Origin of the sequence: Pantoea sp. paga (genome assembly GCF_007558755.1) — a bacterium.
Lineage (GTDB): Bacteria > Pseudomonadota > Gammaproteobacteria > Enterobacterales > Enterobacteriaceae > Pantoea > Pantoea agglomerans.
In genome coordinates, this window is record NZ_VLTF01000004.1 from 75,282 (window position 1) to 99,666 (window position 24,385).

At 56.6% G+C, this 24,385-nt stretch carries 23 protein-coding genes; 17 read left to right on the forward strand and 6 right to left on the reverse strand.

Annotated elements, in window-relative coordinates; all coding sequences use genetic code 11:
- The first annotated feature begins 104 nt into the window (after positions 1 to 104).
- The 3 genes from FOV68_RS13010 to FOV68_RS13020 are packed head-to-tail and all read left to right on the forward strand — an operon-like array spanning position 105 to position 5,940.
- On the forward strand, positions 105 to 1,820 hold the full coding sequence (locus FOV68_RS13010; protein ID WP_174819611.1) for an autotransporter assembly complex family protein: 1,716 nt from the start codon (positions 105 to 107) through the stop codon (positions 1,818 to 1,820).
- Positions 1,817 to 5,584 carry a translocation/assembly module TamB domain-containing protein gene (locus FOV68_RS13015; RefSeq protein ID WP_115387140.1) on the forward strand — a complete coding sequence of 1,256 codons (3,768 nt, stop codon included), beginning with the start codon at positions 1,817 to 1,819 and terminating at the stop codon, positions 5,582 to 5,584. Before FOV68_RS13010 ends, FOV68_RS13015 begins: the two co-directional genes overlap by 4 nt.
- 2 nt (positions 5,585 to 5,586) lie before the next feature.
- Positions 5,587 to 5,940 (forward strand): gamma-glutamylcyclotransferase, encoded by a 354-nt coding sequence (locus FOV68_RS13020; RefSeq protein WP_010256451.1) that lies wholly within the window; start codon positions 5,587 to 5,589, stop codon positions 5,938 to 5,940.
- A gap of 59 nt (positions 5,941 to 5,999) precedes the next feature.
- On the opposite strand, the gene ppa is transcribed toward FOV68_RS13020, so the two are convergent.
- From ppa to FOV68_RS13035, 3 genes are all read right to left on the reverse strand, one after another.
- A complete protein-coding gene (ppa, locus tag FOV68_RS13025) occupies positions 6,000 to 6,530 on the reverse strand; it encodes an inorganic diphosphatase (protein ID WP_003855519.1) in 531 nt (176 codons plus the stop codon).
- Between the two features lie 100 nt (positions 6,531 to 6,630).
- Positions 6,631 to 7,080 carry a DUF441 domain-containing protein gene (locus FOV68_RS13030; protein WP_003855520.1) on the reverse strand — a complete coding sequence of 150 codons (450 nt, stop codon included), beginning with the start codon at positions 7,078 to 7,080 and terminating at the stop codon, positions 6,631 to 6,633.
- A 61-nt stretch (positions 7,081 to 7,141) separates the two neighbouring features.
- Positions 7,142 to 7,552, reverse strand: a complete 411-nt coding sequence (locus FOV68_RS13035; RefSeq protein ID WP_031594493.1) for a lysozyme inhibitor LprI family protein — start codon at positions 7,550 to 7,552, stop codon at positions 7,142 to 7,144.
- Between the two features lie 169 nt (positions 7,553 to 7,721).
- Between FOV68_RS13035 and FOV68_RS13040 the strand changes: the two genes are divergently transcribed.
- The gene (locus tag FOV68_RS13040; protein ID WP_031594492.1) at positions 7,722 to 9,281 is read left to right on the forward strand and encodes a methyl-accepting chemotaxis protein; all 1,560 of its coding nucleotides are present in this window, start codon (positions 7,722 to 7,724) and stop codon (positions 9,279 to 9,281) included.
- A 63-nt stretch (positions 9,282 to 9,344) separates the two neighbouring features.
- On the opposite strand, the gene fbp is transcribed toward FOV68_RS13040, so the two are convergent.
- Positions 9,345 to 10,352 carry a class 1 fructose-bisphosphatase gene (fbp, locus tag FOV68_RS13045; RefSeq protein WP_010256459.1) on the reverse strand — a complete coding sequence of 336 codons (1,008 nt, stop codon included), beginning with the start codon at positions 10,350 to 10,352 and terminating at the stop codon, positions 9,345 to 9,347.
- A gap of 168 nt (positions 10,353 to 10,520) precedes the next feature.
- Here fbp and mpl point away from each other — a divergent pair, with 168 nt between their 5' ends.
- Complete coding sequence (mpl, locus tag FOV68_RS13050) at positions 10,521 to 11,873, forward strand: UDP-N-acetylmuramate:L-alanyl-gamma-D-glutamyl-meso-diaminopimelate ligase (RefSeq protein ID WP_010256463.1); 1,353 nt, start codon at positions 10,521 to 10,523, stop codon at positions 11,871 to 11,873.
- 353 nt (positions 11,874 to 12,226) lie between these two features.
- Positions 12,227 to 12,967: an oligogalacturonate-specific porin KdgM family protein gene (locus FOV68_RS13055; protein WP_143991033.1), complete on the forward strand. Its 741-nt coding sequence runs from the start codon at positions 12,227 to 12,229 to the stop codon at positions 12,965 to 12,967.
- A 40-nt stretch (positions 12,968 to 13,007) separates the two neighbouring features.
- Here FOV68_RS13055 and yjgA read toward each other — a convergent pair whose 3' ends face one another.
- Positions 13,008 to 13,553 (reverse strand): ribosome biogenesis factor YjgA, encoded by a 546-nt coding sequence (gene yjgA, locus FOV68_RS13060; RefSeq protein WP_010256467.1) that lies wholly within the window; start codon positions 13,551 to 13,553, stop codon positions 13,008 to 13,010.
- A gap of 115 nt (positions 13,554 to 13,668) precedes the next feature.
- Between yjgA and pmbA the strand changes: the two genes are divergently transcribed.
- From pmbA to FOV68_RS13115, 11 genes are all read left to right on the forward strand, one after another.
- On the forward strand, positions 13,669 to 15,009 hold the full coding sequence (pmbA, locus tag FOV68_RS13065) for a metalloprotease PmbA (RefSeq protein WP_010256470.1): 1,341 nt from the start codon (positions 13,669 to 13,671) through the stop codon (positions 15,007 to 15,009).
- 63 nt (positions 15,010 to 15,072) lie between these two features.
- Positions 15,073 to 15,459, forward strand: coding sequence for a cytochrome b562 (cybC, locus tag FOV68_RS13070; protein WP_031594490.1), 387 nt, complete (start codon positions 15,073 to 15,075; stop codon positions 15,457 to 15,459).
- 295 nt (positions 15,460 to 15,754) lie between these two features.
- Positions 15,755 to 16,090 carry a glycine dehydrogenase gene (locus FOV68_RS13075; RefSeq protein WP_031594489.1) on the forward strand — a complete coding sequence of 112 codons (336 nt, stop codon included), beginning with the start codon at positions 15,755 to 15,757 and terminating at the stop codon, positions 16,088 to 16,090.
- A 13-nt stretch (positions 16,091 to 16,103) separates the two neighbouring features.
- The gene (locus tag FOV68_RS13080; protein ID WP_010256477.1) at positions 16,104 to 16,460 is read left to right on the forward strand and encodes an SFCGS family glycine-rich protein; all 357 of its coding nucleotides are present in this window, start codon (positions 16,104 to 16,106) and stop codon (positions 16,458 to 16,460) included.
- Positions 16,461 to 16,462: 2 nt separating this feature from the next.
- A complete protein-coding gene (locus FOV68_RS13085) occupies positions 16,463 to 16,759 on the forward strand; it encodes a DUF4312 family protein (RefSeq protein WP_143991034.1) in 297 nt (98 codons plus the stop codon).
- A 131-nt stretch (positions 16,760 to 16,890) separates the two neighbouring features.
- A complete protein-coding gene (locus FOV68_RS13090; RefSeq protein ID WP_008925780.1) occupies positions 16,891 to 17,667 on the forward strand; it encodes a DUF4311 domain-containing protein in 777 nt (258 codons plus the stop codon).
- Positions 17,668 to 17,678: 11 nt separating this feature from the next.
- On the forward strand, positions 17,679 to 18,320 hold the full coding sequence (locus tag FOV68_RS13095) for a DUF4310 family protein (protein ID WP_010256482.1): 642 nt from the start codon (positions 17,679 to 17,681) through the stop codon (positions 18,318 to 18,320).
- A 44-nt stretch (positions 18,321 to 18,364) separates the two neighbouring features.
- A complete protein-coding gene (locus FOV68_RS13100) occupies positions 18,365 to 19,495 on the forward strand; it encodes an amidohydrolase/deacetylase family metallohydrolase (RefSeq protein ID WP_143991035.1) in 1,131 nt (376 codons plus the stop codon).
- The gene (locus FOV68_RS13105; RefSeq protein WP_143991036.1) at positions 19,479 to 20,600 is read left to right on the forward strand and encodes a DgaE family pyridoxal phosphate-dependent ammonia lyase; all 1,122 of its coding nucleotides are present in this window, start codon (positions 19,479 to 19,481) and stop codon (positions 20,598 to 20,600) included. Before FOV68_RS13100 ends, FOV68_RS13105 begins: the two co-directional genes overlap by 17 nt.
- Positions 20,597 to 21,337, forward strand: coding sequence for a KDGP aldolase family protein (locus tag FOV68_RS13110; protein ID WP_143991037.1), 741 nt, complete (start codon positions 20,597 to 20,599; stop codon positions 21,335 to 21,337). The genes FOV68_RS13105 and FOV68_RS13110 overlap by 4 nt, the downstream gene beginning before the upstream one ends.
- Before the next feature lie 107 nt (positions 21,338 to 21,444).
- The gene (locus FOV68_RS13115) at positions 21,445 to 23,367 is read left to right on the forward strand and encodes a transcription antiterminator (protein ID WP_143991038.1); all 1,923 of its coding nucleotides are present in this window, start codon (positions 21,445 to 21,447) and stop codon (positions 23,365 to 23,367) included.
- 9 nt (positions 23,368 to 23,376) lie between these two features.
- Here the strand turns inward: FOV68_RS13115 and FOV68_RS13120 are convergent, their stop codons facing one another.
- A complete protein-coding gene (locus FOV68_RS13120; RefSeq protein WP_013359142.1) occupies positions 23,377 to 24,276 on the reverse strand; it encodes a LysR family transcriptional regulator in 900 nt (299 codons plus the stop codon).
- Between the last annotated feature and the right edge of the window lie 109 nt (positions 24,277 to 24,385).

The following is a 24,385-nucleotide window of genomic DNA, read 5'->3' on the forward strand; positions in this document are numbered from 1 at the left end:
TTGCCGTTGCGGTAGTGCGGGCAAAGAAGATTAATAAGCGCCCCGCGGAAAAGGGGCCGGCATGATTAACAGGAGTACAGGTGCCACGATTTTATGTTTATTGCATGGCTGGCCTGCTGCTTGCCGCGCCCGCCCTTGAGGCGGCAACAGTGCGATTACAGGTAGACGGCTTATCCGGGGATCTGCAAAAGAATGTCAGAGCGCGTCTGTCCACCATCGGCAGCGATGAGGTCTCTAATGATGGCCGCTTTCGCGCGCGCGTTTCTGTTGCGATAAAAGAGGGGCTGCGCGCGCTCGGTTATTACGAGCCCACCATCGATTTTGAATCCCGCCCCGCGCCTGCGCAGGGGGGACGACCGGTATTAGTGGCACACGTAACGCCTGGTGAACCGGTAAAAATCGGCGGCAGCACGATTGTGGTCGAAGGCGATGCGCGTAATGACGCGGATTACAAAGCCTGGGTGAAGCAGGGACGCCCTGAAGTGGGCAGCCAGCTTAACCACGGGCAATATGACAAATTCAAAAGCGGCTTCTCTAATCTCGCACTGCGTAACGGCTATTTCGACGGCACGTTTAAAAAAAGCCAGCTTGGTGTCTCGGTGGAGCGGCGTGAAGCGTTCTGGGATATCGACTACGACAGTGGCGAACGCTATCGCTTCGGCGACGTCACTTTCCAGGGATCGCAAATTCGCGAAGAGTACCTGCAAAACCTGGTGCCGTTTAAAGAGGGGGACTACTACAGCTCCCGCGATTTAGCCGAGCTGAATCGCCGCCTCTCCGCTACCGGCTGGTTTAATTCGGTGGTGGTCGCGCCGGAATTCAGCAAGGGACGACAGACCAAAGTGCTGCCGCTGAGCGCAGTAATGTCACCCCGCACCGAAAACACCATTGAAACCGGCGTCGGCTATTCCACAGACGTCGGTCCGCGCCTGAAAGGGACCTGGAAAAAACCGTGGATCAACGACAGCGGTCACAGCCTGGCGGCCAGCGCCTACGTTTCCGCGCCGGAACAGCAGGTCGATCTCAGCTATAAAGTGCCGCTGCTGAAAAGCCCGCTTGAGCAGTACTATACCTTCTCCGGCGGCCTGAAGCGCACCGACCTCAACGACACCAAAGCAGATACCACGACGCTTGCGATGTCGCGCAACTGGGACAGCAGCAGCGGCTGGCAGAAGGCGGTCAACCTGCGCTGGAGCCTGGATCACTTTACTCAGGGCAGCGTGACCAACACCACTATGCTGCTCTATCCTGGCGTCAGCGTAAACCGCACCCGTTCCCGTGGCGGCCTGATGCCGACCTGGGGCGATTCACAGCGCTATTCGGCAGACGTCTCTGATACTACCTGGGGTTCAGACGTCGACTTCCTGATCCTGCAGGCGCAAAACGTCTGGATCCGTACCCTTGGCGACAGTCATCGCTTTGTGGCGCGCGGCAATCTGGGCTGGATCGAAACCAACGACTTCGACAAAGTGCCGCCGGATCTGCGCTTCTTTGCCGGTGGTGACCGCAGTATTCGTGGCTACAAATACAAAAATATTTCACCGCGCGATGATGACGGCAAACTCACCGGTGCATCAAAACTCGCCACCGGATCGCTGGAATATCAGTACAACGTCACCGGGAAATGGTGGGGCGCGGTGTTTGTCGACTCGGGCGAAGCGGTTAACGACATCAAGCAAAGTAACGTCAAAACCGGTGCGGGTGTCGGCGTGCGCTGGTCTTCACCGGTTGGCCCAATCAAATTTGATATCGCCAGACCCATCGGGGATGACGAAGAGCATGGATTACAATTTTACGTAGGGCTGGGGCCAGAACTATGAAGCTGTGGAAAAAGGTCCTGATCGGCATTCTGATCTTTCTGGTCGTGCTGTTGGGCGGCGTAGCATTTTTAATCGGTACCACGCCTGGGCTGCATTTAGTGCTGAAAGGTGCGTCGCGCTGGGTGCCGGGCCTGTCAATCAAACAGGTCGATGGGGGCTGGCGTAACCTGACCCTTAACGGTCTGCGTTACGAAATGCCCGGCGTCAGTGTCGATGCCGGGCAAATTCATCTGGCGGTGGATCTCAACTGCCTGCTGCACTCCTCCGTGTGCGTTAACGATGTCTCCCTGCGCGATATCAGCGTGGTGGTCGACAGCAAGAAAATGACGCCAGCCGCACCAGCCCCGGAAGAGGAGAGTGGCAACACTAACCTCAGCACGCCATACCCCATCACGCTGCGTCACTTTGGCCTGCACAATATCAATGTCAAAGTTGATGACACCGCAATATCGCTGCTCGACTTCACTACCGGCCTGCAGTGGCAGGATCGTGCGCTGACGCTGAACCCGACCCATATTCAAAGCCTGCTGATTGCGCTGCCGAAAGCGGCGAAAGTGGTCAATGACGAGGTGGTGGAGCCGAAAGTCCAGCAGCCACATCCCGCTGAAAAACCGCTGGGTGAAACGCTGCAGGCGATGTTTGCGCAACCCCTGCTGCCTGAGATGCCTGATTTCCGTCTGCCGCTGGATATTGAGGTGCAGCAGATTCTGGGTGAACAGCTGCGCATTACCGGCGACACCGATATTTCTGTGAGCCGGTTGCTGCTAAAAGCCAGAACCGCTGACCGCCAGATGCAGCTCAGCACGCTGGAGGTGGACTCGAACCTCGGCAACCTCAAGGGTAGCGGTCAGGCGACGCTGGCGGATAACTGGCCGGTCGATTTCTCCCTTAACGGCACAGTGAATACCGATCCGATTAAAGGCGAAAAGCTCGCGCTGAAACTTAATGGCGCGATGCGCGACGAGCTGAAGATGGGGCTGAACCTCTCCGGTCCGGTGAATGCGCAGCTGGACGCCACGACCCAGCTGGCGGTGGCGGGATTGCCGCTGTCACTGAAGCTGACCAGTCCGCAGTTACGCTGGCCGCTGACCGGTCCGGTAGCGTATCAGGCGGATAACCTGGACTATCAGTTCAAAGGCAAAGCCACCGACTATGTGATGTCGCTGCAGACCGCCGTGAAGGGTGAATCTGTACCACCGGCGACGATCTCGCTGACGGGTAAAGGCAACGTTGAGCAGTTCAGCCTCGACCGCCTGCGCGTGGCTGCGCTGCAGGGCAATATCGATCTCACCGCGCTGGTGGACTGGAGCAAGGCGATAAGCTGGCGCAGTGAACTGACGCTGGCGGGAATCAATACCGCTAAACAGTATCCCGACTGGCCAGCACGGCTGGATGGCAAAATCACCACCCGCGGCAGTCTGTATGGCGGCAGCTGGCAACTGAGCGTGCCGCAGCTACAGCTGAAAGGCAATGTGAAACAGAACGCCGTGACCGCTGATGGATCCCTGACCGGTAACAGCTACAACCAGTGGACGGTGCCGGGCATTAAGCTGGCGCTGGGACGCAACCATCTGGATGTTAAAGGGGCGCTGGGCGACAGTCTGGATCTCGATGCCAGCATCGACGCGCCCCAGCTCGACAATGCGCTGCCGGGTCTGGGCGGCGTCATCAACGGCACAATAAAAGCGCGTGGCACCCTGAAGGCACCGCAGCTGCTGGCCGATCTCAATGCCCGTGGTCTGCGCTGGCAGCAGATGCAGATCAATCGCGTCACCCTGAATGGCGACGTCCGTTCCGGCGAGCAGGTGGCGGGTAAACTGCAACTGCGCGTCGAGCAACTGAAGCAGGATGCGCTGAACATCAGCCTGCTGACGCTGAATGCGGACGGCAATGAGCATCAGCATCAGCTGAAGCTCAATGTGCAGGGCAAACCGGTCTCTGGCCAGCTGGCGCTGAACGGCAGCTTTGATCGCCAGACCGAGCGCTGGAAAGGGTCGCTGAACGACACCCACTTTGATACGCCAGTCGGTGAGTGGCGTCTGACCCGCGCCATGGCCATCGACTATCTGAACAGCCGCCAGACGGCAACCATCGGGCCGCACTGCTGGCAGAACCCCAATGCGCAAATTTGTGTGCCGGAGCCGGTTGAAGCGGGCCCGGCAGGCAAGGCGCATGTGGTGCTGAACCGCTTTGACCTGGCGATGGTGAAGCCGTTTATGCCGGATGCGACTCAGCTTAGCGGCCTGTTCAGCGGCGACGTGCGCGTCAACTGGACTGCCGATGGCAGCCTGCCGACCGGTACCGTGGCGCTGAAGGGCAACGGCGTGAAAGTGGTGCAGGATGTGCAGGGCAACAATCTGCCGATCGCCTTTGACACGCTGAACCTCAATGCCGCGCTGCGAAACGGACGCGCCCAGCTCGACTGGCTGATCCGCATCGCCAATAACGGTCAGTTGGATGGTAACGTGCAGATCGACGATCCGCAAAATCGCCGCACGCTGGGCGGTAACGTCAACATCCGCAATGTCTCGCTGGCGATGCTCAATCCGGCGCTGATGCAGGGCGAGAAGATCAAAGGCAGCCTGAACAGCAGCCTGCGCCTGGGTGGCAGCGTGCAGCAGCCGCAGGTATTTGGTCAGCTTGGCCTGACGGGTGTGGATGTGGATGGCAACTTTATGCCGGTTGATCTGACCAGTGCCAACCTGAATCTGGTATTTAACGGCATGAGCTCCACCCTGAACGGGCTGGTGCAGACCGGGCAGGGCAATATCAACCTCAGCGGTAACGCAGACTGGAGTCAGCTCGACAACTGGCGTGCGCGCATTGCGGCGCAGGGCAGCCGGGTTCGCGTGACCGTGCCGCCGATGGTGCGCATGGATGTCTCGCCGGATCTGGTGTTTGAAGCGACGCCAGCGGCCTTTAACCTTGATGGCCGGGTCGATATTCCATGGGCGCGCATCACGGTGCAGGAAGTACCGGAAAGCGCCACCGGCGTCTCGTCGGATGAGGTGATGCTGGATAAACAGCTGAAGCCGATTGCACCGCAAACCGCGGCTATTCCGATTAACAGCAATCTGGTGATCCACGTCGGCAACGATGTGCGGCTCTCTGCGTTTGGCCTGAAAGCGAAGCTGAATGGCGATCTGAAAATGGTGCAGGATAAGTCAGGACTCGGTCTGAACGGTCAGATCAACATTCCGTCCGGCCGCTTCCACGCTTATGGTCAGGATCTGATCGTGCGTAAAGGCGAGCTGCAGTTTGCCGGTCCGCCGGATCAGCCTTACGTCAACCTGGAAGCCATCCGTAATCCGGATGCTACCGAGGATGGCGTCACCGCGGGTCTGCGCGTCACTGGCCTGGCGGATGAGCCAAAAGCGGAAGTCTTCTCCGATCCGGCGATGTCGCAACAGGAAGCGCTTTCCTATCTGCTGCGCGGTCAGGGATTGGGCAGCGACGGCGACAGTAACGCCCTCACTTCAGCACTTGTTGGCTTAGGGGTTGCACAAAGTGGGCAGGTTGTGGGTAAAATCGGGGAGACATTCGGTGTCAGCAATCTCGCTGTTGATACTGCCGGTGTTGGCGACAGCCAGCAGGTGCAGGTCAGCGGCTATGTGCTACCGGGTCTGCAGGTAAAATACGGTGTTGGCATATTTGATTCACTGGCGACGTTAACCTTGCGTTACCGCCTGATGCCTAAACTCTATCTGGAAGCCGTGTCCGGTGTGGATCAGGCTCTCGATTTGCTCTATCAGTTTGAGTTTTAGCAATGCGAATAATTGTCTACGGCAGTTTACGGCGCAAACAGGGAAACAGTCACTGGATGACGAATGCGCAGTGGCTGGGTGATCACCAGATTGAAGGCTTTGAGCTTTACAGTCTGGGCCATTATCCCGGCGTGATTGAGGGCAATGGAGCGGTACATTGTGAGGTGTACCGCATTGATGCCTCAACCCTTGCGGAGCTGGATGCGCTTCGCACCAAAGGGGGAGAGTACAAACGTTATCTGACTCAGACGCCGTTTGGCAGTGCATGGCTTTATGTCTATCAACGCTCAGTGGCAGGACGCCAGCGCATCATGAGTGGTGACTGGCTGAAGCGCGATGAGGAGCCAGAGGCCTGAACAAAAACACCGTCCATCCGGACGGTGTTTTTTTTTCGACTCACAAACCGGCAGCAGAATTACTTCTTCTGTGCGCGCTCGTAAGAGGAGATGATTTCAGCTTTAGCGGCTTCGGCATTATCCCAGCCATCCACTTTCACCCATTTGCCTTTTTCCAGATCTTTGTAGTGCTCAAAGAAGTGGGTGATCTGTGCACGCAGCAGTTCTGGCAGGTCGTTCACATCTTTGATGTGATCGTACTCTTTAGAGAGTTTGGTATGCGGAACGGCAACCAGCTTGGCATCTTCGCCAGACTCGTCGGTCATTTTCAGCACGCCAACCGGACGGCAGCGGATCACTGAGCCTGGAACCAGTGGATACGGGGTCGGAACCAGTACGTCAACCGGATCACCATCCAGAGAAAGGGTATGGTTGATGTAGCCGTAGTTGCACGGATAGAACATGGCGGTAGACATGAAACGGTCTACAAACAGGGCACCAGACTCTTTATCAACTTCATATTTGATCGGATCAGCATTCGCTGGGATCTCAATGACAACGTAGATATCTTCTGGCAGGTCTTTACCTGCTGGCACCTGGTTCAAACTCATCTGGCATTCCTTCAGTAGTCGTATGTTGAGTGTCGGCTATTATAGCCAACTGACTCTGAAAGTATGCCCCCTTTTTGGCGTTTCGGAATGCGCCCAAACGCTACTTAGCCGCCACAAACAGCGAAACAATGCCTGCGGCAATCAGTGGTCCTACCGGCACCCCACGGAAGAACGCCACGCCAATCACCGTACCAATCAGCAGACCACCAATCACCGAAGGCTGGACGCTCATAAAGTTCACGCCACGACCGCCCAGCCAGGCGACAAAGATCCCTACCAGAATCGCCACAATCGACTTCCAGTTAGCAAACGACTTGATCAGCGCAGAGGCGGGCAGTGAGCCGCTTGCCAGCGGGGCCATCACCGCCACGGTAAGAATAATGATGCCTAAGGTAATGCCCTGTTTTTCTACGTAGGGGAAGAACTGAGCCAGCGGGGTGATTTTAATCGCCAGCAGCACCAGAATCGAAATCGTGACCGCGTTGTTGTGAACGAAATAACTCAGTACGGCGAGGCAAATCAGAATGATGGTCGAGGCGTAAGCAGCCATGGTTTCTCCCTGAAGGTTAATGAGTGCGCTGACTTCAGTCAGCGCAAAAGCCGGTTATCGATCAGCAGTCATCGGGGTTAGCACAGCTGCCTTTACCAAGTGACTGCAACATCAGTGCCTGATTGCGCACCAGGCTCAGGCTCTGAGCGCTCAGCGCCACGCTGCCCAGCGAGCCTTGTGTACTGAGCTGGCTGCGGCTCGCCTCAAGCCAGCTGTCGCGGTAGCTCAGCCAGGCGCGCTGTGCGACACGCAGTTTGTTTTTAGGTTCGCCGGAGAGGGTTTTCATCAGTTTGTTGTACTGCTTATTCATCTCCTGATCCCAGGCCCGATTGGCCGCAGCGTAGCACTGGTTCATGGCAAGGGTAGTAGAGGCGTCATTGAGGCAGCGGTCGGGCGAGGCGTCCTGGGGCATATCCTCTGCCAGCGCCGCCGTGCTGAGGCACAGCAGCATCAGAAGTAATCCTGGTTTCATTCTTTTCTCCGGAGAACGGATAAGCGGCGATTAGCTTGATGGATGTTCCCGTGATGATCAAGTTGTTAACACTAATCAGGGTTAAAGTTTCGCGCCGTTACTGCCGATACTTCATCCGTTTTAGGGCCGCTGGAAAATTTGCCTTTTCACATACACGGAAACTATCTGGATGAAACAGTTATCACTTCGCACGGGGTTGCTGGCCTTGCTGGCATTTATGACACTGCTGCTGTTGGCGGTGAGTTTTATGGGTATCGTGGCAATTAACAAAGGGAATCGCTCGCTGGATGTGATCAACCGCATTCAGGGGATCGAGCTGAACAGTCTTTACCAGAGCAATGCAGATCTGATGCGGGCCCGCGCTAATGCCGCGCTGGCGGTGCGTAAAATTGAAATTGGTTTACTGGAAGAGGGGGCGGCAGTAACAAAACTGTCGCAGGCGGATGTGGTCTCATCACAGCAAAGCCTGAAGCGCTTTGTGGACGCCGGAACGGTGACGGCGCACGGCAAAAAGCTGGCCGATGCGGTTTCGGCCAGTTACAAAGCCTATCTCGACCAGGGCATCAAACCGATGATGAACGCCCTGGATAAGCAATATACCGACGAGTATTACCAGCTGCTGGAAGGCAACCTGGCGACGCTGGCGGCCAGCTACAACAAGGCCGTCACGGACTTCAGCCAGCTGGCCGATCAGATCACGCAGGCCCAGCTGGCGCAGGCGGCCTACAACGAAACCAAAATGAAAATCCTGATCGCCGTGGCGGTGGTATTAACACTGCTGCTGCTGGTGCTCGCCTGGCAACTGCTGCGTCGGATGCTGCTGCAGCCGCTGAACCTGGCCATTCTCCATCTTGAGCAGGTCGCGGCGGGTGACCTCTCGCAGGTGCTGCCACCGTCGGGCAACAATGAGCTGGGGCGGCTTAATCATGCGCTCGCCGGGATGCAGCAGTCGTTGCGTACCTCGGTGAGTCAGGTGCGCGAAGCGAGTATGCAGATCGACATCGGCAGCCGTGAACTGGCCGCGGGCAACGTCAATCTGTCGCAGCGTACCGAAGAGTCCGCCGCCTCGCTGGAGCAGACTGCGGCCAGCATGGAGCAGCTCACGGCAACCGTGCGGCTTAACGCCAGCAACGCCCAGCAGGCGCACCAGCTGGCTAACGCGGTCTCTGATACCGCCGATCGCGGCGCAGAGGTGGTCTGCTACGTGATGGAAAAAATGCATGAGATTACCGACAGTGCCAATCGTATCGGCGACATTCTTGGCGTGATTGATGGTATCGCCTTCCAGACTAATATCCTGGCGCTCAACGCCGCCGTTGAAGCGGCGCGCGCAGGCGAACAGGGCCGTGGCTTTGCGGTAGTGGCAAATGAAGTGCGCACGCTGGCACAGCGCAGCGCTAACGCGGCCAAAGAGATCCGTACGCTGATTAGTGATTCACAGTCGCGGGTCAAAGAGGGCAGCGAGATGGCGACGCGGGCCGGGGAAACCATGGATGAGATTTCTGGTGAGGTCATGCGCGTAACGGCGCTGATGAAAGAGATCTCGATGGCCTCCGACGAACAGAGCCGTGGCATTGAGCAGGTCAATCTGGCGGTCACACAGATGGATGCGGCGGCGCAGCAGAACGCGGCACTGGTGGAGCAGGCAACCGCCGCGACCCAGTCGCTGGAAGCGCAGTCCGATCAGCTTCAGGCAACCATGGCGCAGTTCAGGTTGCAGACGGCGTAAAAACAGCAAGGGCGCGAAAATCGCGCCCTTGCTGTTTTATATGATTTTTATATCACTGCCGGATTAACCCTGACGGCAATCCGGGAACTCGGCCAGGAAACGCTCAACGTCGTTCACCATCGCCTCGTTACCGCAGTAGAACGGGCAGCGCTGATGCAGCGTGACCGGTGGAATATCCAGAATACGCTTCTGACCGTCGCTGGCTTTACCGCCCGCCTGCTCTGCCAGGAACGCCATCGGGTTGCACTCATACAGCAGACGCAGCTTACCCTGAGGATGGCTGGCGGTGCTTGGGTAGAGGTAGATGCCGCCTTTCAGCAGATTACGATGGAAATCCGCGACCAGCGATCCGATGTAACGTGAGGTATAAGGACGGTGCGTTGGCAGATCCTCTTCCTGACAGAACTTCAGATATTTCTTCACACCCTGCGGGAAACGAATGTAGTTACCTTCGTTAATAGAGTAGGTGTAACCCGTTGGTGGATAGGTCATACGTTCGTGGCTGAGGCAGAACACACCCAGAGACGGATCGTAAGTAAACGCATGCACGCCTGCACCGGTGGTATAAACCATCATGGTGGAGGAGCCGTAAACCACGTAACCGGCAGCGACCTGCTTGTTGCCTGGCTGCATGAAGTCCGCTTCTACAACCGGCGTACCCGGCTCGCTGACGCGGCGGTAGATAGAGAAAATGGTGCCGACGGAAACGTTAACGTCGATGTTAGAAGAACCATCCAGTGGATCCATTAACACCACGTACTTACCGTTTTCTTCACCTTCAAAGATCACAAACTCGTCTTCTTCCTCAGAAGCGATACCGGCGACGATGCCGCGTGCCTTCAGTGCTGCCTTCAGTTTCTCGTTGGCAAACAGATCAAGTTTCATCTGCTGCTCACCCTGAATATTCTCGACGCCGCTGGCACCCAGAATATCCACTAAACCGGCTTTGTTGATATCGCGGTGGATGATTTTGGCACCCAGCTTAATAGCGGAAATCAGCGCTGTCAGTTCACCTGTAGCGTGCGGAAAGTCATGCTGCTTCTCGACGATAAATTCGCCCAACGTTTTCATAACACATTCCCTGAATCTTCGATGGAGTGGCAGCACGCGTAACAGTCTGCCAACGGATGCGTACGCAGTTTAGCCGATTGAACTTCAAAAACCATAGTCCTAATCCGTTTCTTCCATCTGCGAGCGGCGTTACACTGTGCGCCGAACTTTTGAGTAATGGATCACGTAATGCGCATTCACATCCTCGGGATTTGTGGCACTTTTATGGGCGGTCTGGCGATGCTGGCCCGTTCACTTGGTCATCAGGTGACCGGGTCAGACGCCAACGTTTACCCACCTATGAGTACTTTGCTTGAACAGCAAGGCATTGAATTAACAGAAGGTTACGACGCCAGCCAGCTTGACCCGGTGCCTGACCTGGTGATAATCGGCAACGCGATGACGCGGGGTAATCCTTGCGTGGAAGCAGTGCTGGAACGCAACATTCCTTACCTCTCTGGCCCGCAGTGGCTGCACGATTTCGTGCTGCGCGATCGCTGGGTGCTGGCGGTCGCGGGAACCCACGGCAAAACCACCACAGCCGGCATGGCAGCGTGGATTCTTGAGGCCTGCGGCCTTGAGCCAGGCTTTATTATTGGTGGTGTACCCGGAAACTTCGATGTCTCGGCAAAATTAGGAAAAAGTCCATTCTTCGTGATTGAGGCGGATGAGTACGACTGCGCGTTTTTCGATAAGCGTTCCAAGTTTGTCCATTACTGCCCACGTACGCTGATCCTCAATAATCTTGAGTTTGATCACGCCGATATCTTTGACGATCTGCGGGCGATCCAGAAGCAGTTCCACCATCTGGTGCGGATCGTGCCGGGCCAGGGCAAGATCCTGCTGCCGGAACATGATCCTAACCTCAAACAGGTGATGGCGATGGGCTGCTGGAGCGAACAGGAGAACGTCGGCGAGCACGGGCGCTGGCAGGCGAAGAAGCTCACTAACGATGCCTCTCACTGGGAAATCTGGCTCGACGGCGAAAAAGTCGGGGAAGTGAACTGGGCGCTGGTGGGTGAACACAATATGCACAACGGGCTGATGGCGATTGCTGCCGCGCGCCATGTGGGTGTGAAGCCGGAAGATGCAGGCCAGGCGCTGAACAGCTTTATCAATGCGCGTCGACGGCTGGAGCTGCGCGGCGAAGTGAACAGTATCAAAGTCTATGATGACTTCGCCCACCATCCGACCGCGATTCTGGCGACGCTGGCTGCCCTGCGTAGCAAAGTTGGCGGCAGAGCGCGTATCCTGGCTGTGCTGGAGCCACGCTCTAATACCATGAAGATGGGCGTCAGCAAGAACGATCTGGCACCGTCGCTGGCGCGTGCTGATGAGGTCTTTCTGTTCCAGCCGCACCATATTCCGTGGCAGGTATCAGATGTCGCAGAAGCGTGCATTCCGCCTGCGCACTGGAGCGCGGATATCGATACCCTGGTGGAAATGGTGGCCAAAGCCGCTCAGCCAGGCGACACGATTCTGGTCATGAGCAACGGCGGGTTTGGTGGCATCCACCAGAAGCTGCTGGACAGGCTGGCATAATGTCACAGGCGCCCGTTTCGGGCGCTTTTTTTAAAAGCATTATTTCCGGAAATATTATTCCCTCAATAAATCCCGCATATTTTTGAATTCGATCTGCTCACTCTTCCTGCCGTTGCCATATTTTTCTTATTAGTGTCTGAAACAGAAAGGCCGCTCTCGCCGGTTATTTCTAGCATCATCCCTGTTGTTACTGAGGAATAATAATTAAAGCCTTAAAGTTAAAGGAATAAATAACGGGTTATCTTTATGCGCGGTCTTATATTGATGATGATTTTAAATATAAGTTAACTTTGAGTTAAATGAATGAGTTCGGATAATTCATTGCTCTGATTACCACTAATAAGGATGTTCATATGGGAAATAATATTTCATTGCCGTTTTTGCTGGGCGCCGCGCTGTTATGCAGTTCTGCTGCGGTGCTGGCCACGGCCACCGTTGATTACCGGCATGAGTACCGCCTTCGCGACCGCACGCACTATGATAAGCTGGGTCTGAGCACCACGCTGCCGGACAATATGTTTCTCGGCGTCGAAACCAAATTCAAAACCGGCGGCGCCGATCCAAAAGACAAATATTATAACGACACCGTGTTAAATGTGGTGGAGGTGACCTTTCTGAAATCGTATTACTGGGGGAACTGGACACTGTCGCCTTTTATTCAGCCAGAGTTTAACTCCTCGCGCACTGAATGGAAATTTGGTGTGGCACCCTGGTATAAATTTAATGATCGCTGGTCTCTCGGTGGCCTTTATCGTCTTGAGCTGACCGATTATGCACATGACGATCAATGCCGTACCGGAGGTATTGATTATTGCGATACTGACCGGCATCGCACTGCCAACCGTTTTGATCTCTATCTGCGAAATAAAAGCGATCGGCTGACCACTACGTATAAGCTGGTGTATAAGCACGCGGATGCGAAACTCTTTGCCAATAAACATGATGATTACGAACAGGAGTTACAGTTCGATTATGCGCCTGGCAACGATCGCGTCTGGGTGCCTTACGTCACCTTTGGCGATATCGGACGTTCTGCGACATCGAGCGAACGCCAGCTGCGGCTGCGTACCGGTATTCTCTACATCTATCGATGAATGCGCTGCCGGGAGGCGGGCGAGGCTGCCCGCCATGGCGTTACTTCGCTTCGGCCAGTTCGCGCAGATACTGGAAAATCTGACGGGCAGACTTCGGCGGCTTGCTGCCCGCTTTCTCTTTCTGCGCGTTACGGATCATGCTGCGTAACTGCTGACGATCGGCATCGGGATAAAGCGCAATCACGTCGCCCATCGCTTCATCACCCTGTTCAATCAGACGATCGCGCAGCATTTCCAGTTTATGGAACAGCGCAACCTGCTGGTTATGGCGATTATTGAGCTTGTCCAGCGCAACGCGGATCGGCTCCACATCAATACTGCGCAGCAGTTTACCGATCAGCTGCAGCTGACGGCGGCGACCCTCTTTCTTGATGCGCTGTGCCAGTTCAACTTCGGTACGCAGGCGCTCATCCAGCGGGATTTTATCCAGCGAGTTTTTACCCAGATCAACCAGTTCGGCACCCAGGCGCTTTAACTCTTCTGCATCGCGTTTAATTTCACTCTTACTGACCCAGATAATCTCTTCATCTTCTTCTTCGTCATTATCTGGCACATCGTCGAGCCACTCATCGGGCTGTTTGGTCATTTCCGGGCTCCCAAAAAAAAGAGGCTAATCCTACCAGTTTATCGGGTGACTGCGAAATTGTTCTCTGACTCTGATAGACTCAAATCATTCACACATAAGATTAGACGGCAGGTCGATGAACGTATCTACTCAGGTTGCAGAACAGCGAAAAGTACTGGAGCAGGCCATTGCGCAGGCACTTGAACTGGCTAAAGCAAGCACTGACAGCGCGGAAGTGGCAGTCAGTAAAACCACCGGCATCGGGGTCAGCACCCGCTATGGCGAAGTGGAAAACGTCGAATTCAACAGCGACGGTGCGCTGGGCATCACCGTCTATCATCAGAATCGTAAAGGCAGCGCCTCATCGACCGACCTCAGCCCGGACGCGATCAAACGCACCGTGCAGGCGGCGATTGATATTGCACGCTATACCTCGCCCGATCCCTTTGCCGGTCCGGCCGACGCAGAGCTGCTGGCCTATGATGCGCCAGACCTGGATCTCTACCATCCGTGGGAGATTGATGCTGACCGCGCCATTGAACTGGCTGCGCAGGCGGAACAGGCATCACTGCGCGCCGACAAGCGTATTACCAATACCGAAGGTGGCAGCTTCAACAGCCACGTTGGCATCAAAGTCTTTGGCAACAGCCACGGTATGTTGCAGAGCTACTGCTCAAGCCGTCACTCGCTCTCCAGCAGCGTGATTGCCGAGCAGGATGGCAACATGGAGCGCGACTACGCCTACACTATTGGCCGCGCGTTTGAAGATTTGAAGAGCCCGGAGTGGGTCGGTGCAGAGTGCGCGCGCCGCACGCTCTCCCGTCTGGCACCGCGTAAACTTCCGACCATGAAAGCCCCGGTGATTTTCGCCTCAGAAGTGGCAACCGGCTTATTTGGTCATCTGGTTGGCGCGATCAGCGGCGGCAACGTTTACCGTAAATCGACCTTCCTGCTGGATTCTATGGGTCAGCAGATCCTGCCGGAGTGGCTCACCATTAATGAACAGCCGCATCTGCTGAAAGGGCTCGCCTCCACGCCATTCGACAGCGAAGGGGTGCGTACCCAGGCGCGCGACATCATTAAAGATGGCGTGCTGCAGACCTGGCTGTTAACCAGCTACTCAGCCCGCAAACTGGGCCTGACCAGCACCGGTCATGCTGGCGGCATTCATAACTGGCGCATTGCCGGCCAGGGCCACAGCTTTGACGACCTGCTGAAGCAGATGGGCACCGGGTTAGTGGTGACCGAACTGATGGGGCAGGGCGTCAGCGCGATTACCGGTGATTACTCACGCGGTGCGGCCGGATTCTGGGTCGAGAATGGCGTTATTCAGTACCCGGTCAGCGAAGTGACTATCGCCGGAAATCTCAAAGAGATGTGGCGCAACATGGTGACCATCGGTGACGATATTGAAACCCGCAGCAATATCCAGTGCGGTTCAGTGTTACTGCCTGAGATGAAGATAGCGGGACAATAAAGATGGATTCCTGAAGCAGCCGGTTGGCTGCTTTTTTTTCATCACAATAAAAAGGAAGTAATGATGCGTAAGCATGTGATTGCAATGTTGTCGGCTTCTCTGTTGTTCTCCAGCGTCAGTCTCTATGCGGCGGATCTGGAGCAGGATATGGATACACTGAATGCGAACTTGAAAATCGTCAAAAAAAGTGACAATGCCCAGGAGATGCAGCAGGCGTTAACCAAAATGCGTGCCGCGGCACAGGATGCGCGAAAGGGCACGCCGGATAAGCTGGAAGGCCAGCCGGCTGACAGTCCACAGGTGAAAGATTTCCATGCCGGTATCGACTCGCTGATCGCGCAGATCGATGTGGTCAGCACGCTGGCGAAAGCCAATAACGTGGATGGTGCAAAGCGCGAAGCAGCGAAGTTCGACGACATCCGCAATACCAACCATAAGAAATTCCGTTAATCAGATCGCCGGTCAGCCCGACCGGCGGTTTTTTACCATCACTTCTGCTTATCACCGCACCCTGAACCCCCGCGCGTCCGGCTTGTCGCCGCACAACATCGCCGCCTTTCACGATTTAATCCATCAAATTGCGCATTTTGCGACGCATGTCGCACTAAGCATGCAGCCTGCGATCTGACGCACAACCTTCACTTCAATTTCCACTTGCTGCTGGAAATGTTGCCTCTCCACAGCCGGGGCGATGACCGTTAATTTGTTTTTAACGCGAATTATCCGGTTTAACAGGAGTAGCAAGGTGAGTAATAACGGCGTCCCGGTGTATGAAGCGGCACCTGAGAAAGTGCAACAGCTGGCTGACAGCGTGATGACGCAGATTGCTGCGATCTATCAGCAGCAGGGTATTCAGCCCAATGCGGTTCAGCAGCAGATGCTGCAATCGCATGTCGGTGCCATGGCGTCACGCTCGCTGAGCGGTGAGCCGCTGCCGGAAGTGGAAGCGGAGCTGTTTGAAGATATTCCGCCGGAAACGTTAGCGCTGGCGCAGCAGGTCGTCGATCTGTTTGGCAATCTGCCCCGCGAAGAGGCCTGGCTGCTGTCAGTGCATATTGAAGTCGCGCGATCAAACAACTAGAGAGGAACACAACATGGTAACAGTAGTGATTGGCGATCGTTTAGGTAAAGGGCAGAAAGTGGCTGCGGGCATCGAAAAAGCGGGTGGCCGTGCCGTCGTGGTGCCAGGTGTCGCCGCTGACATGAAACTGGGTGACGTGATGAAGGCGGAAAACGCCGATTTCGGCATCTCGTTCTGCGGCAGCGGCGGCGCTGGTGCTATCACCGCTCAGAACAAATATGGCTACAAAGCAAAGCATGGCATGCGTTCTGTCGACGAAGGCGTCACCGCCATCAATGAAGGTGCCACGGTGCTGGGCTTCGGCTTTATGGATAAAGAAGAGTTAGGCGAGCGGCTGGTGCAGGCCTGGAACAAGAAGCACGGCAGCTGATTATGAAAGAACAATACGTTACCCAGGTGACGGTCGAGGGCAAAGGCGACACTAAAGCGAAAGCCTTTGCCGATGCCCTGAGTCGTGTGCAGAACCAGGTTCTGCGCGCGACGCAAAAAATTCTGCTGCGCATTGAACCTCAGGATGTCCGGGTGCTGCGCGCGCAGGAGAGCGTCAAAACCGAGAAGTTTCTCTTCTTCTTTCTGGCGCGCCAACGGCGGAGCTTCAGCGTCACGCTGGAGATCACCGTCAGCGTCACCGTTTTCGACACCGAACAGGTGGCGTTCACGGCGGCATAGTAAAACAGAGCCTGTTAACGCCAGCCAGCCGTTTGCCCGATGCTCTGCTGTCGCGACATCGCGATGATCAGGCGTGGGCGATGCGGTGGCGTGCGATAGGGCAGGTAAAAACGACAACAAGGTACAACAACATGTTTTTAATCATTTTGTTTAAGTCGTTGATCATTGGCGGGCTGGTAGGGGTCGGCGTCGGCGCGGGTGCGGCGCGCATGTTCCACGCGCCAACCACTCAGGGCATGGGCGCTTTCCGTACGCTGGGCGAGCTGAACTCGTGCGAGGGCGATCCGGCATCCCACTTCTCCTTTGGTCTTGGCTTCTTTTTCAATGCCTGGGCATCATCTGTCGCAGCCGGTTCATTCACTCAGGATGTGGATCATCGCATCATTCCAAACTGGGGTGCGGCCGCCTTGATGGTGAAGAATCGTAATGTGGCGGAGACGCTGCACGATCCGAAAAAAATGGCCATCGCCTGCGGCATCATCGGCATGATCGTGGTCGCCTTCCTCAACTCCACCGCCTCGGCTGTTCCGGCTGCACTGCAGGTCACGGCGGTCAAAGTGCTGGTGCCCGCCGCTAACCTGCTGGTGAACACCGTCATGCCGGTGATCTTCTGGCTGGCGGCAATCGACGCGGGCAAAAAGTCAGGCTTCTGGGCCACCATTTTTGGCGGTCTGGCGCAGCTGATCATGGGCAATGCCGTGCCGGGACTGGTGCTGGGTATCCTGATCGGTAAAGGCGTTGAAGAGAGCGGCTGGAACCGGGTCACCAAAGTCATGATGACCGCCATCGTGCTGCTGTTTGTGCTGAGCGGCTTCTTCCGTGGTTTCGACATGAAGCTGCTGCAGTCCTTCCAGCTCGGCATTCCCGGCTGGCTCGACATGATCCACAACTCAGTCAGCGGCAAATAAGAGGCGATGCGATGAACGAAAATAAAGGCTTCTGGTATGCCGACTGGTCTTTCCCGATCTTTGTTGGCCTGCTCTCTTCTGGCGTCTTTGCCGGAACTCACATGTATTACCTCTATGGTATCGGCGCGTTCAACGAAGTGGCGTTTGTGTCGATGCTGCGCGCAGGCATGGAGACCGGCGTCTACGGCGCGGTCGCTGCCTTTGGTGCCAGCTTCCTGTTCGCCCGTATCATCGAAGGCTCACTGGTGGGCATTCTGGATATCGGCGGGGCGATTCAGACCGGCGTCGGGCTGGGCGTTCCGGCACTGCTGCTGGGTGCGGGCATTGTCTTCCCGGTGGCGAACTTCGCTGCCTCGCTGGCGACGGGCCTGGTAATTGGTGTGGCGATTGGCTACCTGATTATTCTGGCGCGTAAATTCACCATCAATCAGAGCGACTCAACCTACGGCGCAGACGTGATGATGGGTGCGGGTAATGCCTCGGGGCGCTTTCTGGGGCCGCTGATCATCCTGTCAGCCATGGCGGCATCCATTCCGATTGGCCTGGGTTCGCTGCTGGGCGCGCTGCTCTTCTATCTCTGGAACAAGCCCATTACCGGCGGCGCCATCCTCGGCGCGATGATCCTTGGGGCACTGTTTCCGATTGCTCTCTGAATCTCACCGGCAGCCCGGCAGCGGGCTGCCGTTAAGGAGAAACCATGTACGACTTGATTATTCGCGGTGCGCGTCTCAGCGATGAGCAGGTGGTCGACATTGCGCTGCAGGATGGCCGTATCGCCGCCATAGGCAAGGTGCAGGGTAACGCGCAGCACGAGCGCGATCTGGCTGGCCGTTACTACCTCAGCGCAGGCTGGATCGACTCCCACGTTCACTGCTATTCCAAATCACCGATTTATCATGATGAAGCGGATGCGATTGGTGTTACGCATGGCGTCACCACGGTTGTCGATGCGGGCAGCACCGGCGCTGAGCACATTGATGACTTTTACCGGCTGACACGCGCGGCACAGACACAGGTTTATGCACTGATCAATATCGCCCGCACCGGCATCGTCACCCAGAATGAGCTGGCTGACATGAAACAGATAGATGGCGAGGCGGTGCAGCAGGCGGTGGCGCGGCTGCCCGATTTTATTGTCGGCCTTAAGGCGCGCATCAGCAGCAGCGTGGTGGGCGAGAATGGTGTGCAGCCGCTGATCAAAGCGAAGGCGATCCAGCAGGAAACCGGCGGTCTGCCGCTGATGGTTCACATTGGCAATAATCCGCCCAATCTCGACCAGATTGCGGATCTGCTCACCACGGGCGACATCATCACGCACTGCTTTAACGGCAAACCCAACCGTATCCTGACGCCGCAGGGCGACCTCAAAGTAGCGGTAAAACAGGCTATCGCGCGTGGCGTCAAACTCGATGTCGGCCACGGCAGTGCCAGCTTCAGCTTTGAAGTCGCCCGCACGGCGATTGCGCAGGGCATTCTGCCCGACACCATCAGCTCTGACATCTACTGCCGCAATCGTCTGGCCGGACCGGTTCACAACCTGGCGCATGTGATGTCGAAATTTTTCAGTGTCGGTATGACGCTGCCGCAGGTGATTGACTGCGTAACGGTCAATGCGGCGGCAGGACTGCGCCTGCAGCGCAAAGGCCAGCTGAAAGTCGGCTACGACGCCGATCTGACTGTGTTTAGCGTCAAAGAGGAAACCCGGCCATTCATCGATTCAGAAGGTGAACAGGTCGCAGGTGAGAAGCATCTGGTCCCGCTGGCGGCCGTCGTTGCTGGTACGTGGATCGCGACTGAAGAAGGAATAGCGCATGACCTCGGTATATGAAAAGTATGGCCTGAAGCCGGTGATTAACGCCTCTGGCCGTATGACGATCCTCGGCGTCTCTACACCATCGAGTGAGGTGATCGATACGGTAAAATATGGCCTCGATCACTACTTCGAAATGAAAGATCTGGTGGACAAGACCGGTGCTTATATCGCCGGTCTGCTGAAGGTGGAGAACGCGCTGGTGGTCTCCTGCGCCTCGGCCGGTATCGCCCAGAGCGTGGCGGCGGTGATTGTGAAAGACAACGACTGGCTGGTGGATAACCTGCATGCCGCGCCGCTGACCGTCCCGCACCAGATTGTGGTGCCGAAAGGGCACAACGTGAACTATGGCGCACCGGTCGGCAGCATGGTGGCACTGGGGGGCGGACAACTGGTGGAAGCGGGTTACAGCAACGAGTGCTCACCCGCCCAGCTGGCGGCGGCGATCACCCCACAGACCGCGGCGATCCTCTATGTAAAATCGCACCACTGTGTGCAGAAGAGCCATCTCAATGTGGCGCAGGCCGCAGCCGTTGCGCGCCAGCATGGCGTCCCGCTGATCGTCGATGCGGCGGCGGAAGAGGATCTGCAATGCTACTACCAGGCGGGTGCCGATCTGGTGATCTACAGCGGAGCAAAAGCGATTGAAGGGCCGACCAGCGGACTGGTGATTGGCCGACACCACTACGTTGAGTGGGTCAAACGCCAGACCAACGGTATTGGCCGCGCGATGAAAGTGGGCAAAGAGGGGATCCTGGGGCTGACCCAGGCGATTGAAAACTATCTGACGCAGCCAAAAATCAGCGGCGCGCAGATGGTAGAAAAAATGACGCCGTTCATTGAACAGCTCAACAGTCTGAATGGCGTGACGGCCCGGGTAGTGTGGGACGCAGCCGGACGCGACATCGCCCGTGCTGAGATCAAGTTCGACGAAGCCGCGATCCAGCAGCGCACCGGCGATCTGGTGCAGGCGCTGAAAAACGGCGACGTGGCGATCTACTTCCGTGGATACAAAGCCAACGAAGGGATCATTGAGGCGGACGTACGCAGCGTCAGCGCCGATCAACTGCACACTATTTTCACCCGCATTCAGGCACTGTTAAACGGAGAGAAAAACGCATGACGCTGACCCCAAATTTCTATCAGGATCGTCTCTGCCTTAACGTACTGGCGGGATCGAAAGAGAATGCGAGCGCTATCTGGCAGGCGGCAGAAGGGCATGTGCTGGTCGGCGTGCTGTCGAAAAACTACGCCAGCAATGAAGCCGCTATCGCCGATATGCGCGAGTATGCCGCGCTGATCGATAATGCGCTCTCGATTGGTCTGGGTGCGGGCGATCCCAACCAGTCACAGATGGTGAGTGAGATCGCGGCAGTGCTGCAACCGCAGCATGTGAATCAGGTCTTTACCGGCGTCGCCACCAGCCGTGCGCTGCTGGGGCAGTCGCAGACGATAGTGAACGGTCTGATCTCGCCCACCGGCACGCCAGGGCAGGTGAAAATCTCCACCGGACCGCGCAGCTCAAAACAGCGTGATGGGATTGTGCCCGTCGAAACGGCGATCGCGATGCTGCAGGATATGGGCGGCAGCTCGGTAAAATATTTCCCGATGGGCGGTCTGCAGGCGGTGGATGAGTATCGCGCTGTGGCGGAAGCCTGTGCAAAGCTGGATTTCTGGCTGGAGCCAACCGGCGGCATCGATCTGGAAAATTTCGGTGAGATCGTGCGCATAGCGCTGGAGTCGGGCGTCAGCAAAGTGATCCCGCACGTCTACAGTTCGATCATCGACAAAGCCAGCGGAGAGACCCGCGTTGAAGATGTGAAGCAGTTGCTGGCCATCTGTAAAACGCTGCTGGCTTAGAGATCAACACGATCTGCCTGTAACAGGCAGATCACGCAACATGGACGTTGCGAGACGATCTCCGTAGGCTGATGTTCCCTATTTCTGTCTGCAAACAGGTAACGCTTGTGAGATTTCCCAATCAGCGCCTTGCGCAACTGTTCGATGCCATGCAAAACGAAACGCTGCCTCAGGATGAGCTGGCGCGGCGTTTCGCCGTCTCGACACGCACCGTGCGTACCGATATCACGGCGCTGAATGCGCTGCTGGCAGAACATGGCGCGCAGTTTGTCCTCAATCGTGGCGCGGGCTATCAGCTGAAGATTGAGGATGCTCAGCGCTTTCAGCATCTGCAACAGCATACCGCGTCGCCGCTGCGGGTGCCGCGCACCTCGCCGGATCGGGTTCGCTACCTGCTGACCCGCTTTCTTACCGCCGCCTATTCCCTGAAACTTGAAGAGCTGGCAGAGGAGTGGTTTGTCAGCCGCGCCACCCTGCAGAATGATATGGCGGAGGTGCGCGAATGGCTGGGGCGCTATCACCTCACCATTGAGAGCAAGCCACACTACGGCATGAAGCTGTTTGGCAGCGAAGTGGCAATTCGTACCTGCCTGACCGACCTGTTATGGCAAATCGATCAGGCGCAGCCCGAGAGCCCGCTGCTCACTATCGAAGCGCTGAACAGCGGCATGCTGGAGACGCTGCGCCCGCTGCTGCAAAGCTGTTTTGCTCAGCACAACATTCGGCTCAGCGATGAGGGTGAACGCTATCTGCGGCTTTACTGCGCCGTGGCGGTGCGGCGCATTAGTGAAGGCTATCCGCTTAACGATCCGGGTGCAGAGGAGATTGGTGATGAGGTGCGTGAAGCGGCCCATCACCTGATTAATCTGATACGCCCGCTGGTCAGCAAACCGATTTCACCGGCGGAAGAGAACTGGCTGCGGGTCAATATCGCCGCGCGACGCATTCAGGCGATTGCTCCCAGCGCCATCAATGCTGATGACGCCGACGCGCTGGTGGATTATCTGCTCAGCTTTATCAACACCCATTACAACTTCAATCTGCAAAACGATCAGCAGCTGCGTGCTGACCTGCTCACCCACATCAAAACCATGATTACGCGGGTGCGCTATCAGATTCATATTCCCAACCCGCTGCTCAGTAACATCAAACAGCACTATCCCATGGCCTATGATGTCACCTTAGCGGCGGTGACCAGCTGGGGGAAATATACCCCTTACGTGATCACCGAGAATGAGATTGGCTTTCTGGTGCTGCATATTGGTGTCGGGCTGGAGCGCCACTATGACGTCGGTTATCAGCGTCATCCGCAGGTGCTGCTGGTCTGCGACAGCGGTAACTCTACGCTGCGAATGATTGAGGCGATGCTGCTGCGCAAATATCCGCAGTTGCAGGTCACGGCCCGCCTGTCCCAGCGCGAGTATGAGGCGCGCAGCCGCATCGACGAAGATTTTGTTATCTCTACCATCCGGCTCAGCGAAAAAGAGAAACCGGTAGTGGTGATGTCGCCGTTTCCCACCGGTTTTCAGCTGGAACAGATTGGCAAGCTGGTGCTGGTGGACCGTACCCGGCCCTATATGCTGGCGAAATTTTTTGATGCCCAGCACTTTCATATCGTCGACAGGCCGATGACCCAGTCTGAACTGTTTCGCCAGCTGTGCGATCAACTGGAGGCGGAGGGATTTGTGGATGCGGCGTTCTATCCGTCGGTTGAAGAGCGCGAAGCGATTGTCAGCACCATGCTCGGCGAAGGCATTGCGCTGCCGCACTCGCTGGGGCTGCTGGCAAAGAAAACCGTGGTTTACACCGTGCTGGCACCGCACGGCATCGCCTGGGGAGACGATACTGCCTATGTCATTTTCCTGCTGGCGATCAGCAAAAGTGAATATGAAGAGGCGATGGCGATATACGATCTGTTTGTGACGTTCCTGCGTGAAAGGGCGATGACCCGCCTGCGGGACAGCACCGATTTCACCCGCTTCAGGGCAGTGGCGATGGATTGCCTGAGCCGCTCCTGGCCCTCGCCCTGAATCGGCGCTTTAGTTTTTCTTCGCCAGCAGGCGCGGGATCTCACGCAGGCACCAGGATTTGGCTTCGCCCATGCTGTCACGCCGCCACGCCATAATAATATCGACTTCGCGGGTATATTCCGGACTCACCACCCGCAGACGGCCTTCCGCAATATCCTGCTCCACCAGCGAATAGGGCATGGTCGCCACGCCCAGGCCAGCCAGCAGCGCACGGCGCTTATCGTCCATGCTGCTCACGGTCAGGCGCTGCTGCTTATCCAGTAACTGCACGGTCAGCACCGGACGCTCACGCGCGGTATCTGCGACCGCAATGCCACGGTATTTCACCCGCGTCACTTCAGACTGGGGCTCAGGCTCGTTATGAATCGGGTGGTCAGCACTGGCGACATAGACGCTCATCATGGTGTAGAGCTTGCGCGTATTGATCTCGGTGGAGGCGCGGAAGTGCATATCGGGAGCGATCACGATATCGGCCCGGCCCTGTTCCAGCCGTTCCCATGCGCCTGCCAGCACTTCCGTCACCAGTGAAAATTGCGTATTGGCCTTGTCGGCCAGTCGCGTCACCAGCGGAAACAGCGCATCAATGGGCACCAGCGCTTCGGTGACGATGGTCAGATGGGTTTCCCAGCCACGCGCCAGCGCTTCAGCATCGGTGGTGAGCTTATCCGCCGCTTCCAGCAGCACCCGGCCACGCTCCAGCAGCATGCGTCCCACGTTAGTAAATTTGGTACGGTGACCGGAACGGTCAAACAGCACCACATCCAGCTCTTCCTCCAGCTTTTGCATGGTGTAGCTGAGGGCGGAAGGGACGCGCCCCAGTTCATCCGCCGCCGCGGCAAAACTGCCACGCCGATCAATCGCATCCATAACGCGTAAAGATTCAAGGGTTAACGCACGCTCTTTAGCCATCCCGGTTCTCTGTCAGGAAATTTGAACATGCCCGGCAGATTAACTGGCTAACAATCCGGCGTCCAGACTTTTACCATGGGAGCATATAGTCCGTGGCCGATCCTCGTCA

What these genes read in the sequence shown, in the direction of transcription:
- FOV68_RS13010 (WP_174819611.1), top strand. Translation starts at nt 105, where the DNA reads ATGGCTGGCCTGCTGCTTGCCGCGCCCGCCCTTGAGGCGGCAACAGTG.
- FOV68_RS13015 (WP_115387140.1), top strand. Translation starts at nt 1,817, where the DNA reads ATGAAGCTGTGGAAAAAGGTCCTGATCGGCATTCTGATCTTTCTGGTC.
- FOV68_RS13020 (WP_010256451.1), top strand. Translation starts at nt 5,587, where the DNA reads ATGCGAATAATTGTCTACGGCAGTTTACGGCGCAAACAGGGAAACAGT.
- ppa (WP_003855519.1), bottom strand. Translation starts at nt 6,530, where the DNA reads ATGAGTTTGAACCAGGTGCCAGCAGGTAAAGACCTGCCAGAAGATATC.
- FOV68_RS13030 (WP_003855520.1), bottom strand. Translation starts at nt 7,080, where the DNA reads ATGGCTGCTTACGCCTCGACCATCATTCTGATTTGCCTCGCCGTACTG.
- FOV68_RS13035 (WP_031594493.1), bottom strand. Translation starts at nt 7,552, where the DNA reads ATGAAACCAGGATTACTTCTGATGCTGCTGTGCCTCAGCACGGCGGCG.
- FOV68_RS13040 (WP_031594492.1), top strand. Translation starts at nt 7,722, where the DNA reads ATGAAACAGTTATCACTTCGCACGGGGTTGCTGGCCTTGCTGGCATTT.
- fbp (WP_010256459.1), bottom strand. Translation starts at nt 10,352, where the DNA reads ATGAAAACGTTGGGCGAATTTATCGTCGAGAAGCAGCATGACTTTCCG.
- mpl (WP_010256463.1), top strand. Translation starts at nt 10,521, where the DNA reads ATGCGCATTCACATCCTCGGGATTTGTGGCACTTTTATGGGCGGTCTG.
- FOV68_RS13055 (WP_143991033.1), top strand. Translation starts at nt 12,227, where the DNA reads ATGGGAAATAATATTTCATTGCCGTTTTTGCTGGGCGCCGCGCTGTTA.
- yjgA (WP_010256467.1), bottom strand. Translation starts at nt 13,553, where the DNA reads ATGACCAAACAGCCCGATGAGTGGCTCGACGATGTGCCAGATAATGAC.
- pmbA (WP_010256470.1), top strand. Translation starts at nt 13,669, where the DNA reads ATGAACGTATCTACTCAGGTTGCAGAACAGCGAAAAGTACTGGAGCAG.
- cybC (WP_031594490.1), top strand. Translation starts at nt 15,073, where the DNA reads ATGCGTAAGCATGTGATTGCAATGTTGTCGGCTTCTCTGTTGTTCTCC.
- FOV68_RS13080 (WP_010256477.1), top strand. Translation starts at nt 16,104, where the DNA reads ATGGTAACAGTAGTGATTGGCGATCGTTTAGGTAAAGGGCAGAAAGTG.
- FOV68_RS13085 (WP_143991034.1), top strand. Translation starts at nt 16,463, where the DNA reads ATGAAAGAACAATACGTTACCCAGGTGACGGTCGAGGGCAAAGGCGAC.
- FOV68_RS13090 (WP_008925780.1), top strand. Translation starts at nt 16,891, where the DNA reads ATGTTTTTAATCATTTTGTTTAAGTCGTTGATCATTGGCGGGCTGGTA.
- FOV68_RS13095 (WP_010256482.1), top strand. Translation starts at nt 17,679, where the DNA reads ATGAACGAAAATAAAGGCTTCTGGTATGCCGACTGGTCTTTCCCGATC.
- FOV68_RS13100 (WP_143991035.1), top strand. Translation starts at nt 18,365, where the DNA reads ATGTACGACTTGATTATTCGCGGTGCGCGTCTCAGCGATGAGCAGGTG.
- FOV68_RS13105 (WP_143991036.1), top strand. Translation starts at nt 19,479, where the DNA reads ATGACCTCGGTATATGAAAAGTATGGCCTGAAGCCGGTGATTAACGCC.
- FOV68_RS13110 (WP_143991037.1), top strand. Translation starts at nt 20,597, where the DNA reads ATGACGCTGACCCCAAATTTCTATCAGGATCGTCTCTGCCTTAACGTA.
- FOV68_RS13120 (WP_013359142.1), bottom strand. Translation starts at nt 24,276, where the DNA reads ATGGCTAAAGAGCGTGCGTTAACCCTTGAATCTTTACGCGTTATGGAT.